The following is a 14,523-nucleotide window of genomic DNA, read 5'->3' as shown; positions in this document are numbered from 1 at the left end:
AACGAGTTGATCGCCCGCGCTGAGGCCGACGCCGATGCCGAGGAGAGCGCCGACGAGGAAACGGAAGCCGCGGAGGCGCATGCAACGCCCGTCGCAGGTGCCGGCGTGTCCGAGGAAGACAAAGCTCGCGCGCTGATCGACACGTCGTCCATGGGCAACCCCCACGGATCCATCGTCGAGGGCGCCAACGGCGGCGAGGGTACCATCGTTCGCAGCGCCTACCTGGGCAAAGAGATGCAGACCTCGTTCTTGGAGTATTCCATGAGCGTTATCGTGTCGCGCGCCCTGCCCGACGTGCGCGACGGCTTGAAGCCGGTTCACCGCCGCATCCTGTACGCCATGAACGAAAGCGGCTACACGCCCAGCCGCCCGCACATGAAGTCGGCCCGTACGGTCGGCGACGTTATCGGCAAGTACCACCCGCACGGCGACTCTGCGGTGTACGACACCATGGTGCGCCTGGCTCAGCCGTTCTCGCTGCGCGTCCCGCTGATCGACGGTCACGGCAACTTCGGCTCCATCGACGGCGACTCCGCCGCCGCCATGCGTTACACCGAGGCCCGCTTGGACAAGGCCGCCATGGAGCTCTTGCGCGACCTGGACAAAGAGACGGTCGACTTCCAGCCGAACTACGACGAAAGCTTGGAAGAGCCCACGGTGCTTCCGGCTCGTTTCCCGAACCTACTGGTCAACGGCTCGTCGGGCATCGCCGTCGGCATGGCCACCAACATCCCGCCGCACAACCTGGGCGAGACGATCGACGCGACGTGCCTTATGCTGGACAACCCGGAGATCGAAACCGCCGAGCTGATGAAGGCGCTTCCCGGCCCGGACTTCCCCACCGGCGGCATCATCATGGGCAAGAAGGGCATCCTGGATGCCTATGAAACGGGCCGCGGCTCGCTGACCGTGCGCGCCAAGTGCTCGGTGCAGGAGGGCAAGAACGGCCGCAGCTCCATCGTGGTGTCCGAGATTCCCTACCAGGTGAACCGCCAGCGTTTGCTGGAGAAGCTGGGCGAGCTGGTTCGCGAGAAGAAGCTTCCCGAGATCAGCAACATCCACGACGGCGCCGATCGTCACGGCATCGACATCATCATCGACCTGAAGAAGGACGCCATCCCGCAGGTGGTGCTCAACAAGCTGTACAAGCACACCCAGCTGCAGGTGGGCTTCGGCGTGATCATGCTGTCGTTGGTGGACGGCGTGCCGCGCGTCCTTTCCCTCAAGGAGATGCTGCACTACTACATCGCTCACCAGGAAGACGTCATCGTGCGCCGTACGCGCTACGAGCTGTCGAAAGCCGAGGAACGCGCTCATATCCTGGAAGGCTTGATTGTCGCGCTCGATAACATCGACGAGGTTATCAGCATCATCCGTTCGTCCCAAACCGACAAAGAGGCCGGCGAGCGCTTGACCGAGCGCTTCGGGTTGTCGAAGAAGCAGACCGATGCCATCTTGGAGATGCGCCTGCGTCGTCTGACCGGCTTGGAGCGCGAGAAGATCGAAAGCGAGTTGAACGAACTGCTTGAGCGCATCGCGTACTACAAGCGCGTTCTGAGCGATCCGGCTCTCGTGCGTGAGATCATCAAGGAAGAGCTGCTGGAGGTCAAGAAGAAGTACGGCACCCCCCGCAAGACCCTCCTGTCCGACGCGGCGAAGGATCTGGACGTCGAGGACCTGATCGCCGAGGAGAACATGGTGGTCACGGTTACGAAGTCCGGTTACGTGAAGCGCCTTCCGGTTGCCACGTACCGCCAGCAGAAGCGCGGCGGCAAGGGCATGCAGGGCGTGAACCTCAAGGACAACGATTACGTGGAGCACCTGTTCATCGCCTCCACGCACTCGTACATGCTGTTCTTCTCCACGAAGGGCAAGGTGTACCGACTGAAGGTTTACGAGCTGCCCGAAGCGTCGCGTCACGCGCGTGGCACGGCTATCGTGAACCTGCTGCCGCTTGAGCGCGGCGAGACGATCAGCGCCGTCATCGCCACGAAGGATTTCCCGGAAAACGAGTACCTGATGTTCGCCACGGCCCACGGCATGGTGAAGAAGACGTCGATGGAACTGTACGACCGTACGCGCCGCGACGGGCTTATCGCCATCAACCTGAAGGACAACGACGAGTTGATCAGCGTGCGCCGCGTTGCGCAAGGTGAGCGCGTGCTCATGGTCTCCTCGGCCGGCAAGGCCATCATGTGGGACGAGGGCGAGGTGCGCGCCATGGGTCGCGACACCATGGGCGTGCGCGGCATGAACGTGCCGCCTATCGCGAAGGTGCTGGGCATGGAGATCGCGCAGCCCGACACCGACCTGTTCGTCATCACCGAGAAGGGCTACGGCAAGCGCACGCCTATCGCCGAATACCCTGAGCATCACCGCGGCGGCCAGGGCGTGTTCACCATTACGATGACCGAGAAGAAGGGCCTGCTCGCGGCTATGAAGATAGTCGGATCGGACGATGAGATCATGATCATGTCCGAAGAGGGCGTGGTCGTGCGCACCCCGGTTTCGGGTATTTCCGAGCTGGGCCGCTCCACGCAGGGCGTGTGCGTCATGAAGGTGGCCGACAAGGATCGCGTGACCGCAGTGGCGATTTCGAGCCGCGGCAAGAAGAAGTCCACGAAGCCGGGTTCCGCCGACGAGCTGGACGAGTCGCAGATCGACGACATGGAAGACGAGTCGACTGACGCGCAGGCGCCTGACGCGGCGACTGCCCCCGAGGAAGCACCTGCTGAGGACTAGCACGGACGCGCTTCCCGCTGAGAAAACGAGCCGTTCAACGGCTTGAACATTGAAGAAGGGGTCGAACCGGCAACAGGTTCGACCCCTTCTTTCACACTTGTTGGCTTATCGTCCCGGGCGCCGTCGGTTGTTCGAGCGTGCCCTTGCGCTAAACCTCGAAGTCCTCGGGAGCAATCCCTTCAAGGAACTGGCGGAACTCCTCAAGCTCGTGTTCGGGCACGCCGCCCGACGGGTTCTTGAGCACGTAGGGAAACGATGCTCGTTCCAGCACGTCTTCCTCGATGTAGATAGGAGCCTTCTGGCGCACCGCCAGGGCCAGCGCGTCGCTCGGGCGGGCATCAAGGTCTATTAGCCGGTCATGCTGGCGCAGGGCGAGCCGCGCGAAGAACGTCGAGCCCTTCACGTCGTTGATGACCACGTGATCGACGCAGGCGTCAAGGTTCGTCAGCGCGTCCAAGAACAGATCGTGCGTCATAGGGCGCGAGAAACGCGCCCTCTCAAGCGCGACGCCCATCTGGGTTGCTTCATTCACGCCGACCCAGATGGGGACGATGCGGTACTTGCCTTGCTGGGGGGCTTCCTCGATCGGTTGCAAAACGATGATCGAGGGTGTGGGAGCGGCGGAAACTATCAGGGTTTGGACGTTGACGGGTACCATCGATGCTCCTTTTCGCAAGGTTCGCCTCGGCATCGAAGCACGGGATGGCTTTCGATGCGATTCTTTCTTCGATTATAACGGTACCGCTTTCATCGGATTGCAGGACCTGCCTCGTTTCGCGCTCGAACAGCGTCCGAAAAGCCTATATTACACCTTTGAACAGGCATGATGAAAAATTTTCAATTTTAAGAAAATCGATGCTTGACCAATCGTTCAAAAGTGGGTTATACTAGCCAGGCACTTTTTTGGGGCCCGTAGCTCAGTTGGTTAGAGCGCACGCCTGATAAGCGTGAGGTCGCTGGTTCAAATCCATTCGGGCCCACCATTTTTTGCGATAAACGCTCCACCGTGAGCCGAGTTAGCCGGTGGAGCGTTTATTAATGTTCGGAACCTTATAGGTTCAAAACATGGGGCATTAGCTCAGCTGGGAGAGCGCGGGCTTTGCAAGCCTGAGGTCAAGGGTTCGATCCCCTTATGCTCCACCATGTATTCAACGGCCGCAAGGCCGTTTTTTCATTCGTCCATTCTGTGAGAGCACCGCCGCGCTCCCTGAAAAAGCCTCGAGCGTGGTAAAATCTTCTTTCGTACGACCATCGCCAAGCCTTCGTGGAAGGCTGCATTCGAAAACCGCACATGGGGAGCTATGAACCGAACGGAAGCACTGCGCATCTTGGGTCTTGACGAGGACGCGACGCCTGAGGACATCAAGACCGCCTACAAGGAAACGGCGCAGATTCTGCACCCTGATCGGTTCGCCAGCAACAAAAAGCTTCAAGAGCGGGCCACCGAGCAATTCAAGAACCTCCAAGAATCATACGAGTACCTGACCAAGGGCAAAGGGTCGCGCACGTCAGCGCGCCGAGGCGCGCAAGACGGGTCGGATCGCGTTTACGCGACGGGAAGCCAGGAGGAAGCGCGCATGGCGGGAATCGCTGCCGCGCGCATTCAGCTGGTCAAGCAGCGCGACGTGGTTCTTGACGAACGCCGTAACGGCATGGCTATGGCAGCCGTGGGCGGCATCGTGGCGTTCATAACGGGCAGGCGTCCGTTCGGCCTGTTCGGCATCGTTGCCGCTATTTCAGGCGCTGCGGCGGTGTGGGGCATCGTGCAGGTGGTTTCCTCGCAGAGAACGCTCAATACGCTGAACGAGCATATCGACGAATTGAACAAGGAAGAACGCCGCCTCGCCGAGGAGTTGGACGACGTGTAGCCGCCGTTTCGCCGGCGATCGTTCCTCCCTGTTGCATCGATTGTCCGGCAGCGCCTGCATTGTCGCCCGAAACGTACGGAATTCAGGCGGAAAACGTACGTTTCGGGCGACAATCGTCCTCTACGGGAGCGGTATCCGCCGCGGGCCCTATCGCAAGGATCATCGCCGCGCCGATCTAGGTGTGGCTTGAATAGAAAGAAGAAGAAAGGCATGAAACAAGAGAATATCCGCAACGTAGCCATTATCGCGCACGTCGACCACGGCAAGACGACCATTGTCGACCGTCTTCTGTATACGTCCGGCGTGTTTCGCGAGAACCAGCAGGTTGAAGAGCGCGTGCTCGACAGCAACGACCAGGAGCGCGAGCGCGGCATCACCATCCTGTCCAAGAACATCTCCGTCACCTACGACGGCGTGAAGATCAACGTCATCGACACGCCGGGCCACGCCGACTTCGGCGGCGAGGTGGAGCGCGTTCTGAACATGGCCGACGGCGCCCTGTTGATCGTCGACGCGTTCGAAGGCCCCATGCCTCAGACGCGGTTCGTTTTGAAGCGCGCTCTTGAGCTGGGGTTGCGCATTGTTTTGGTGGTTAACAAGATCGACCGCCCCGGTTCGCGCCCCGAGGAAGTGGTTGACGAGGTATTCGACCTGATGGTTGAGCTCGAGGCTTCCGACGAGCAGCTGGACTTCCCCGTCATCTACGCCAGCGCCATGAACGGTTACGCGCGCTTCGCCCCGACCGACGACAACATGAACATGCTTCCTTTGCTGGAGACCATCATCAAAGAGGTCCCCTCCCCCGACTGCGAGCCGAACGGCCCTGTGGCGCTGCAGATCTGCACGGTGGACCACTCCAGCTTCGTCGGGCGCATCGGCGTCGGTCGCTTATTCTCCGGCACCATCCACAAAGGCGAACCCGTGCTGGTCATCAAAAACGACGGCACGCGCTACAACACCAACATCAAGCAGGTGTTCACGTTCGAGGAGCTGGGCAAGAAGGAAAAGCCCGAGGTGCACGCGGGCGATATCGTGGCCGTGGTGGGCGTGGACGACGCCGACATCGGCGATATGGTCACCAGCCGCGACAACCCCATTCGCCTTGACCCCATCCAGGTTGAAGAGCCCACCATCGCTATCGTGTTCGAAGCGTCTTCCAGCCCCCTTGTGGGCCGCGAAGGCGACATCGTGGGCGCTCGCCAGTTGAAAGAGCGCCTGATGCGCGAGGCGGAGAGCAATATCTCCATGCGCATCCAAGAGCTTGAGGATAAGTCCGGCGTCGAGGTTGCCGGTCGAGGCGTGCTGCACCTTTCGGTTCTCATGGAGACCATGCGCCGCGAAGGGTTCGAGTTCCAAGTGGGCCGTCCGCGCGTCCTCATCAAGAAGGACGAGCAGGGACGCAAGCTTGAGCCGATCGAGGAAGCAACCGTCGACGTGCCGAGCGAGTACGCCGGCAAGGCGATCGAGGTGTTCGGCAGCGCCGGCGGCGAAATGGCCGACATGTTCCAGCGCGGCGATCAGACGCACCTCGTGTTCAAGATTCCCTCGCGCGGCACCATGGGCCTGCGCACGCGCCTTTTGAACGTCACGCGCGGTGAAGCCACCATGTTCCACCACTTCAGCGAGTACGGGCCGTATCGCGGCGAGTTCGGCGGCCGCAAGAACGGTTCGCTGATCAGCATGTCCACCGAGAAGAGCGTTGCGTATGCGCTCGACGCCCTGCAGGAGCGCGGCAAGCTGTTCGTCGGTCCGGGCGAGGATTGCTACGAGGGCATGATCGTTGGCCAGTCCGCGAAAGAGGGCGACATGGTGGTCAACATTGCGAAGTCGAAGCAGCTGGGCAACCAGCGTTCGTCGGGCGCCGACAAGGCCATCCAGCTGACTCCCCCGCAAACCTTCACGCTTGAGGAAGCGCTCGAGTACATCGAAGGCGACGAGCTGGTGGAAATCACTCCGAAGAGCATTCGCCTGCGCAAGCGCATTCTTTCCGCTACCGAGCGTAAGAAGGCCAACAAGAAGTAGGCTTTTTCAGTCAAGGCAGTTCCGAGCGCCGTCTCATGCGAGGCGGCGCTTTTCATATCAGGGTTTTCCCTGAACCTGGCGTGGGGACTGTGAATCGAACATGGGCTTCTTGTGCAAGGTGAGACCCTATTTCGTGCGTATGCGAAAATACGGCCCAGTATCTTTACATGCAGGTTATTTGCAGATGAACTGCGAAGACCACGCGTGTTCGAGGGAAGGGTCTTATGAAAAAGCTGCATCTTGTAAAGACCGTGTGTGCTGTTGGCATCTCCGCTGCGTGCGTTTGGGGGCTGGCAGGCTGCGCGGGAGGCAACGGATCCTCGGGTGGTTCCGGCACCGACAGCGTGGCAGCCACGGTGAACGGCGTCGAGATTTCCGAAGGCGATGTGACTAAGTACATCGAAAACTTGAGAACCCAGTACGGCATGACCGATGAGGATTCTTGGGGCAAGTATCTTGTCCAGCTCGATAAGAATCCTGCAGAATTCCGAGAGCAGGTCATCGATGCATTCGTAACGCGCGAGGTTATCAGGGCTCACGCGGCTGATCGCGGCGTCACGGTTGATGACGCGGAAGTGAACGGCTACGTCGACCAGATGAAGAGCAACTACGAAAACGATGAGAAGTGGCAGGCCGCGCTCGAACAGTCCGGCATGACCGAAGACGATTATCGCGCAGAGGTCAAGCTGCAGCTCACAGACAAGTACCTGAAGGAATCGTTCACCGTCGATGAGGATCCCAGCGAAGCGGACCAGCTTCAGTATGCGCAGATGTATGCAACTGCCTACGACGGCGCCCGTCGCTCTTCCCATATCCTGTTCGATAGCGGTGCCGAGGCAACCGCCCAGGAAGTGTTGGACAAGATCAACTCCGGCGCGCTTGATTTCGCTGAAGCTGCTAAGGAGTACTCGCACGACACCGCTTCCGCCGAAAAGGGCGGCGACATCGGCTGGGATAAGACCTCCAAGCTGGTGACCGAGTATCAAGATGCGCTCAACAACCTGCAGAAAGACCAGGTAAGCGGGCTGGTGACCAGCACGTACGGCATCCATATCATCAAGTGTACCGATGTGTACCAGGCTCCCAAGACCAAGGCTGAAGACGGCACCGAAAAGGTGGAGATCACCAGCGTCGATCAGATTCCTTCCGACTGGCTGGATACGATCAAGCAGTCTTTGAAGTCTCAGGCTCAGTCCGAGGCGTACCAGAAGTGGGTCGATGAGCAGCGCGAGGCGTCTGACGTGAAGATCAACGACATGCCTGCTGACGTTCCCTACAACGTGGACGTGACGAAGTACAAGACGGATGAATCTGCTGCTCAGTCGGGTAATTCCACCGATCAGGGCGCGCAAGCAGGTAGCGCCGATAACTCTTCCAACAACTCCGGAAACGCTGACAATGCTTCTTCCGAAGGCGAGCAGAAGAGCGAAGGCTCCGGCCAGCCTGCAGAAGCTTCGTAATAGGTGCTTCCCATAAATTGAGAGCAAGCCGACCGCGCGCAGCGGCCGGCTTGCTGCTTTTCAGGGCTTGCTTCCGATGGGCGTGTGCGGCGGCACGCCGCGGTGATGCGCCGTGATTTTCGGGTAAGGCGGCGTGCTTGCCGAGCGAAGGTTGTTTCGCGCCGGGCGCATGGGTTTGGATTGATGAGGGCTGTGGTTGGGAAGCTCGTGAAGGTGAAATTTATTGCTTGTGGGGACGTAAGGGCTGTTGTATACTACATACTCGCTGCACGACCTGGTTTCGATCCAGGTGTGCAATTCCATGAAGCGGAGAGATGACCGAGCTGGCCGAAGGTGCACGATTGGAAATCGTGTGTGCTCCAAAAGAGTACCTAGGGTTCGAATCCCTATCTCTCCGCCAGATTAATTCCGCGCCCTTTAAGGGCGCGTTTGCAGTACGGGGCATAGCCTCGACACCCCAAGCGGAGGGGTGGCAGAGTGGTTGAATGCGGCGGTCTCGAAAACCGTTTCACCGGCAACCCCGGTGACGAGGGTTCGAATCCCTCCTCCTCCGCCAGTTTTCAAACAAGCGCCTTTGGGCGCTTTTTGTTTTATCATGCTCCTTATTCATTTGGATACTCGAAGCGAGGGACCATTATGAATCCTGCGGTATACGAATACGATGCGGTTATTCGTTCATCGGAAATTGGAAAAGGCGGCGCGTACGTTCCGTTTCCTTACGACGTTCGCCAAGAGTTCGGAAAAGGCCGCGTCAAAGCCCATGTCACGTTCGACGGGATTCCCTACGACGGGAGCATCGTCAACATGGGAGTGAAAAACGAAGACGGCTCTGTTTGCTATATAGTGGGTATATTAAAAGGCATACGAAGCGAACTTGGCAAAGGTATCGGCGACGCGGTCCATGTAACCGTGCAGGAGCGTGAATGACATGAGCAAAGATTCCTTAAAGGTGTTTTCCATGCCGTTTTCCCGCGTCTACCCGCTCTACCTTCAAAAAGTGGAGCGAAAGGGACGCTCAAAAACCGAGCTTGACGAGGCAATTCGTTGGCTGACGGGATACGGTCAGGAAGAGTTGCAGGAAAAGACGAGCGACGACACCGACCTTGCCGCGTTTTTCGAGCAGGCGCCGCAAATCAATCCTTGCGCCGACAAGGTGACCGGCGTCGTGTGCGGCGTGCGCGTTGAAGCCATAGAGGATCCGCTCATGAGGAACATCCGTCGCTTGGATAAGCTGGTTGACGAGCTGGCAAAGGGGAAACCCTTGGAGAAGGTGCTTAAGAGCTGATAACTCCTTATTCGTGAATAATATAAATACTGCTTACAATCAGCCAAAACTATTAATCACGATAAATTTATGAATAATATAATAGGTGAAAAAACAAGCGGTATAGTAGCTTCTGTCATACAGAGATCAATAAGATGCAAGAAGGAATACCTATGAATCAAGCTACTATGACGTTGAACCAACTGAAGAAAGCCAGCAAGCTTACGCGCCTGGGATTTCACAAGAACGGCCCGAAAAGCTATAAGCGCGGCCAGGGCGCATTGTTGAACGCCTTGATCGAAAACGACGGGGCAACCCAGCGCGATCTGGTAGGCGTGATGGGCATGAGCCGCAGCGAGCTCAAGGATATCGTAAAGAAGGCGGTTCGCAACGGATACGCGACCATCGAGGACGCGGACGGCGAGCGCACCTACGCAGTAAAGCTGACCGACGAAGGTCGTGCTGTTGCTCAGAAGCGCGTTGTCGCGCAGGATAAAACAGCTGATGAAATCCTGTCTTGTCTGAGCGAGGAAGAGGTCGCTCAGCTGAACGCGATCACCGAGAAGCTTATTCTGTCCATGAAGGACAAGGGCATCAATGGGAAAAAGAAGGGCCGCAAAGCCCATCGTTGCAGCTGTCACTAAGCCGCGCTGTGCAAAATAAAGGAGCCCTGCATTGCTTCGGCGGTGCAGGGTTTTTTATGCGTTTCATTCCCAGCTTCCATTATGCATGCGCTTCGACGCGGACATAGCCTTCGTTTCACGTGAAACAAAAGAGCCTGCGCGTAAGCCTAAGAATTCTGAAGATACAACGCATACCATCAGCAGTCATACGCGTTAAGGTTGGCAAGCTCTACACTGAACGCAGCGAAAAACGGTATTGCCGTTATGAGACACGCTTGCGAAAAGATACGAGCGTTTCATTGAAAGGACGAGGTTATGGCTGATCGCATGGTCGAGAGCGCTGACGTAGAGGTTCCCGAGATTCCTGAAACCCTGGAGAAGGTTCTGCTGTTCTCGCTTGAGGAAGCTAAAGAGAAACTGGCTCAAGGATCCGAGGTAATTCCTTTCACGGCCTTGGTGGTGAAGGAAAACCTGTTCCTGGAGAATCATCCCGGCGAGTCTGCTGAGGAGTGCTTCAACTTTGCGCGTCACACCGTCGAGCATGCCCGTGGCGCGGCGGCGTACGCTTTGTGCTACGACGGATACATCGAAGTGGACGACGGCGTGAAGGACGCTTTGATCGCCGAAGGCGGCATTCCCGGCGAAGACGCCGGATACGCCGTGGGGTACCTGTACGAGACTTCCGAAGACGGAGAGGTGAAATTCGAGGAGGAGCCGGCTTATATTGGCGAAGCTCCCAACTTCATGATCGCGCTTCAGGATGCCGATTCCTACGCCGATGAAGACATCGAAGAGAAATACCTCGAGGAAGACGTTGCCGAGTAAGGCGTTTTCCCCTGAACATATTGTTCGCATTGATTGCCGCGGCCTGCAGAGAGTCGCGGCTTTTTTACGCCTCTGACCTCCTGTGCTAGGATCGACGTAGATTCTTGCTAGATCCGTGCAAGGTTCGAGCGAGCGCTGCGTTAGATTCAGAGCAGAACGGGATCATGTGGAAGCTAGACCCGTGCAAGATTCGGATGGATCGAAGATGGCTGCGCGCTGGACGCATGTCATGTATTGGCTAGATCGCCTTGGTATCATGTCCTTAACGTGTTCGACAATGATATTTGGGCAAACGCGACGGTTGTGAAGTGTGGCGAAACGGTGTAATGGCGGAATACTGCGAGTTGTGACGGAAAACTCGTTTCTCCTTTGCTAAACTAGCAAGGCTAATTCCTGCCCCGGTTAACGCCTTCACAGCCCGGGGCCGTACAGTCCAAAGGAGGTGAGCTGATGAAGGCTTATGAATTGCTGTTTTTTGTCGCTCCGTCTATCGACGAAGAAATCCGCGCCGCTGTTATGAAGCGTATCGAGACCACGATCGCCGATGCTAATGGTGCGGTTGACAACGTCGACAACTGGGGCAAGCGTAAACTCGCTTACGAGATCAACGGTCTGACCGATGGTGACTACACTCTCATCGACTTCCACGCCGATCCCGCTGACGTTGCCGAACTCGATCGTGTTCTGCGCATCACCGATGCTGTAGTCCGTCACATGATCGTCAAGCGCACCGATCGCGATTAAGGATACGACGCAGGGTCCCGGTTCGAAACCCGGTACCCGTCATGAGAAGAGGAAGACACCATGAGCATTAACCGAGTGATCATCAGCGGAAACCTGACGCGCGATCCCGAGCTTCGCTCCACTGCGAGCGGGCTTCCGGTTCTGGGCTTCGGCGTGGCGGTCAACGACCGTCGCAAGAACCAACAGACCGGCGAATGGGAGGATTACCCGAACTTCATCGACTGCACGATGTTCGGCGCTCGCGCCGACAGCCTGTCGCGATTCCTGAGCAAGGGCACGAAGGTGTCCATCGAAGGCAAGCTCCGTTGGAGCCAGTGGGAGCGCGACGGACAGAAGCGCAGCAAGATCGAAGTGATCGTTGACGAGTTGGAATTCATGTCCAGCCGAAACAGCGATTCGTCATACGGCGGCGGCATGGGCGGCGGGTACTCCGCGCCGGCAGCTGCTCCCGCAATGGCCGCTCCGGTGGTTGATGCCTCTTCTTCGGTTTATGACGAAGACATCCCGTTTTAAGCGATACGAAAGAGGTTATTGAAATGTCCGATTACGCGAAGCAGCCGCGTCGCAAGTTCTGCCAGTTCTGCAAGGAGGACTCGCAGTTCATCGACTACAAAGATACTCAGATGCTGCGTAAGTTCGTTACCGACCGCGGGAAGATCAAGCCGCGCCGCGTGACGGGTGCCTGCACCCAGCACCAGCGTGACATCGCGAACGCCGTGAAGCGCGCTCGCGAGATGGCTTTGATGCCCTACGCGGTTCCCGCCATCAGCGGTCGCGGCGACCGTCGCAGCCGCTAGGCGCTAGGAGGAACCATGAAAGTCATCCTGCTCCAAGAATTGAAGGGCAAGGGCGGTGAGGGCGACGTCGTCGACGTGGCTCCCGGTTTTGCCAACAACTACCTGTTGCCGAACAAGCTGGCCATCCTGGCCACGAAGGGCAACCTCAAGCAGCTCGAGCAGCGCAAGCACAACATTGCCAAACGCGAGGAAAATCGCATTGCCGATGCTAACGCTGTGAAAGCCAAGCTCGAAGGCTCCGTCGTCAAGGTTGAGGCCAAGGTTGGCGAAGAGGGTCAGCTGTTCGGTTCCGTTACCGCTCAGATGATCGCCGACGCCATCAAGGCTGCGACCGACGTTGATGTTGACAAGCGCCGCATCGCGCTGGGTCATGCCATCAAGACGGCTGGCGACCACGAGGTTCAGATCTCCCTGTATCGCGAAATCAAGACCACCGTGAAGCTGTTCGTCGGCGACGCGGCTGCCGTCGAAGAGACCGTGGTTGAGGAAGTGGCTGAAGAAGTCGCTCCCGCCGAGGAGGTTGTCGAGGAAGCTGCCGAGTCCGCTGAATAGCGATCGCAGCCTGCTTGAAAAATAGTTTTCCACCGCAAGACGCTGTGGAAACTTGAGGAAAACCCTTTTGCCCCTGATAGCGGGCAAAGGGGTTTCTTTTGCTGCGGTGGATAACGAAATTAGGTGTGTTTGGCTCATAGAAATTACTGATGACCAGGTAGAATGCTTGGGGTATCATAGGGAGCCGATACCTTTGAAAGGATAGATTTCATGTCAGGTCCCATTGCGCCCTACAGCCCGGATTTTGCTCCTGAGGACGAACGCGTCGAAGATCGCCGTCGCCTTGAACCTCAGAATATCGAAGCGGAAAAGTCCGTGTTGGCTGCATGTATCCTGACTCAGGAAGCTATCGAGGAAGTTGCTGCGAAACTTGTTCCCGCGAATTTTTACCGCGCTTCCCACCAACGTATCTTCGAATCGATGCTCGATTTGTACGCCCGGCATATTCCCATTGACCATATCTCGTTGGCTGACAACTTGAAGGGCTTGGGGCAGCTTGAAGCCGTTGGCGGAAAACCGTATCTGATCGAGCTTGCGGACAATACGTTCGCACTTACCAACTGGCAGAACCATGTCGAAATCGTTAAGCGTACGTCTATTTTGCGCGACTTGATCCGTGCATCGGCGTCTATCACGGCCCTTGCCTACGATGCCCCCGACGACTTGGGCGTTGTAGTAGAAGAAGCCGAGAAAACGCTGTTCAACGTTACCGAACAGCGCGTTTCGTCGGCGTTCACCGGCATCGATACCTTGCTGGTCGATGCGTTCGAGGAGATCCAGGAGATCGCCGCTCAAGACGGCGGTATCGCTGGCGTTGCATCGGGGTTCAAGGATATTGACGACCTGTTCCACGGTTTCCGCGGCGGAGACTTGGTCATTCTTGCCGCCCGACCCGGTGTGGGCAAGACGTCGTTCGCGTTGAACCTTGCAACGAATGCTGCCAAGTTGGGCGCTACGGTTGCGTTCCTGTCCCTGGAAATGAGCGGTTCCCAGTTGGTCCAGCGTATCCTGTGCGCCGAGGCCCGCGTGGGTCTTGCGAACGTGCGCTCGGGCAAGTTGCAAGATTCTGACTGGAGCGCCATCGTTGAAGCTTCGAGCAAGCTTTCCAATCTGAAGATGTACATCGACGACACGCCGGCGCTTTCCATCCTCGAGCTGCGTGCGAAAGCGCGCCGAGAGTTGCGCAACGCTGAAAAAGGGTTGATCATCGTCGACTACCTACAGCTCATGCAGCCGCCCAAAGCGCGCGCCGACGGCAACCGCGCCGTCGAGGTTGGCGAGATCTCTCGAGGCTTGAAGGTGCTCGCAAAAGAAATGGACATGCCCGTTATTGCGCTGTCGCAGTTGTCCCGTGCGGTCGAAATGCGCGGCAAGAAGCGTCCGATGCTTTCCGACCTGCGAGAATCGGGCTCGATCGAGCAGGACGCCGACATCGTTGCCTTCATCGACCGAAGCATGGACGAAATCGAGGCTGAAAGCGAAGATCGTCCCGACCTGGGCACCGCCCAGTTGATTGTGGCGAAGCACCGTAACGGTCCTACGCGCGACATCCCCCTGGCTTTCAACGCCGAGTTTACGCGCTTCATGGATTTCATCGACGATTCGCGCGCGGGCGGCTATATGTAA

General features: G+C 57.8%; 14 protein-coding genes and 4 tRNA genes. 17 read left to right on the top strand and 1 reads right to left on the bottom strand.

Annotation, left to right across the window (positions count from 1 at the left end; genetic code table 11):
* Positions 1-150: 150 nt before the first annotated feature.
* Positions 151-2,742, top strand: coding sequence for a DNA gyrase subunit A (gene gyrA, locus ACTQZK_RS04705; protein ID WP_418830987.1), 2,592 nt, complete (start codon positions 151-153; stop codon positions 2,740-2,742).
* Positions 2,743-2,890: 148 nt separating this feature from the next.
* Here gyrA and ACTQZK_RS04700 read toward each other — a convergent pair whose 3' ends face one another.
* On the bottom strand, positions 2,891-3,400 hold the full coding sequence (locus ACTQZK_RS04700) for a bifunctional nuclease family protein (protein ID WP_441898651.1): 510 nt from the start codon (positions 3,398-3,400) through the stop codon (positions 2,891-2,893).
* Between the two features lie 248 nt (positions 3,401-3,648).
* On the opposite strand from ACTQZK_RS04700, the gene ACTQZK_RS04695 reads away from it, so the two are divergent.
* The 16 genes from ACTQZK_RS04695 to dnaB all read left to right on the top strand — a co-directional run bounded on the left by ACTQZK_RS04695 (position 3,649) and on the right by dnaB (position 14,523).
* Positions 3,649-3,725: transfer RNA gene (locus ACTQZK_RS04695), tRNA-Ile, on the top strand.
* 84 nt (positions 3,726-3,809) lie between these two features.
* Positions 3,810-3,885: transfer RNA gene (locus ACTQZK_RS04690), tRNA-Ala, on the top strand.
* A gap of 158 nt (positions 3,886-4,043) precedes the next feature.
* Positions 4,044-4,610, top strand: coding sequence for a J domain-containing protein (locus ACTQZK_RS04685; protein WP_114566352.1), 567 nt, complete (start codon positions 4,044-4,046; stop codon positions 4,608-4,610).
* A gap of 210 nt (positions 4,611-4,820) precedes the next feature.
* Positions 4,821-6,632, top strand: coding sequence for a translational GTPase TypA (typA, locus tag ACTQZK_RS04680; protein ID WP_114566351.1), 1,812 nt, complete (start codon positions 4,821-4,823; stop codon positions 6,630-6,632).
* A gap of 224 nt (positions 6,633-6,856) precedes the next feature.
* Entirely contained in the window at positions 6,857-8,092 is a 1,236-nt protein-coding gene (locus ACTQZK_RS04675) for a peptidylprolyl isomerase (RefSeq protein ID WP_441898649.1), read from the top strand.
* A gap of 308 nt (positions 8,093-8,400) precedes the next feature.
* Positions 8,401-8,492 (top strand) — tRNA-Ser (locus tag ACTQZK_RS04670).
* A gap of 63 nt (positions 8,493-8,555) precedes the next feature.
* Positions 8,556-8,648, top strand: a tRNA-Ser gene (locus tag ACTQZK_RS04665).
* Between the two features lie 80 nt (positions 8,649-8,728).
* Complete coding sequence (locus ACTQZK_RS04660; RefSeq protein WP_441898647.1) at positions 8,729-9,019, top strand: DUF1905 domain-containing protein; 291 nt, start codon at positions 8,729-8,731, stop codon at positions 9,017-9,019.
* A gap of 31 nt (positions 9,020-9,050) precedes the next feature.
* The gene (locus tag ACTQZK_RS04655; protein ID WP_441898645.1) at positions 9,051-9,377 is read left to right on the top strand and encodes a DUF2200 domain-containing protein; all 327 of its coding nucleotides are present in this window, start codon (positions 9,051-9,053) and stop codon (positions 9,375-9,377) included.
* Positions 9,378-9,529: 152 nt separating this feature from the next.
* On the top strand, positions 9,530-10,000 hold the full coding sequence (locus ACTQZK_RS04650) for a MarR family winged helix-turn-helix transcriptional regulator (RefSeq protein WP_123191608.1): 471 nt from the start codon (positions 9,530-9,532) through the stop codon (positions 9,998-10,000).
* A gap of 294 nt (positions 10,001-10,294) precedes the next feature.
* Entirely contained in the window at positions 10,295-10,804 is a 510-nt protein-coding gene (locus tag ACTQZK_RS04645; protein WP_114566346.1) for a hypothetical protein, read from the top strand.
* A gap of 450 nt (positions 10,805-11,254) precedes the next feature.
* A complete protein-coding gene (gene rpsF, locus ACTQZK_RS04640) occupies positions 11,255-11,548 on the top strand; it encodes a 30S ribosomal protein S6 (RefSeq protein ID WP_441898643.1) in 294 nt (97 codons plus the stop codon).
* Between the two features lie 60 nt (positions 11,549-11,608).
* On the top strand, positions 11,609-12,061 hold the full coding sequence (locus ACTQZK_RS04635) for a single-stranded DNA-binding protein (RefSeq protein WP_114566344.1): 453 nt from the start codon (positions 11,609-11,611) through the stop codon (positions 12,059-12,061).
* Positions 12,062-12,084: 23 nt separating this feature from the next.
* Positions 12,085-12,345 (top strand): 30S ribosomal protein S18, encoded by a 261-nt coding sequence (gene rpsR / locus ACTQZK_RS04630; RefSeq protein ID WP_114566343.1) that lies wholly within the window; start codon positions 12,085-12,087, stop codon positions 12,343-12,345.
* Between the two features lie 15 nt (positions 12,346-12,360).
* A complete protein-coding gene (gene rplI, locus ACTQZK_RS04625) occupies positions 12,361-12,897 on the top strand; it encodes a 50S ribosomal protein L9 (protein ID WP_114566342.1) in 537 nt (178 codons plus the stop codon).
* 210 nt (positions 12,898-13,107) lie between these two features.
* The gene (dnaB, locus tag ACTQZK_RS04620; RefSeq protein ID WP_441898640.1) at positions 13,108-14,523 is read left to right on the top strand and encodes a replicative DNA helicase; all 1,416 of its coding nucleotides are present in this window, start codon (positions 13,108-13,110) and stop codon (positions 14,521-14,523) included.

Origin of the sequence: Paraeggerthella sp. LCP19S3_G8 (genome assembly GCF_052119225.1) — a bacterium.
GTDB classification, from domain to species: domain Bacteria; phylum Actinomycetota; class Coriobacteriia; order Coriobacteriales; family Eggerthellaceae; genus Paraeggerthella; species Paraeggerthella hominis.
The sequence above is the reverse complement of the archived record's forward strand: the minus strand, read 5'-3'. Positions and strand labels throughout refer to the sequence as shown.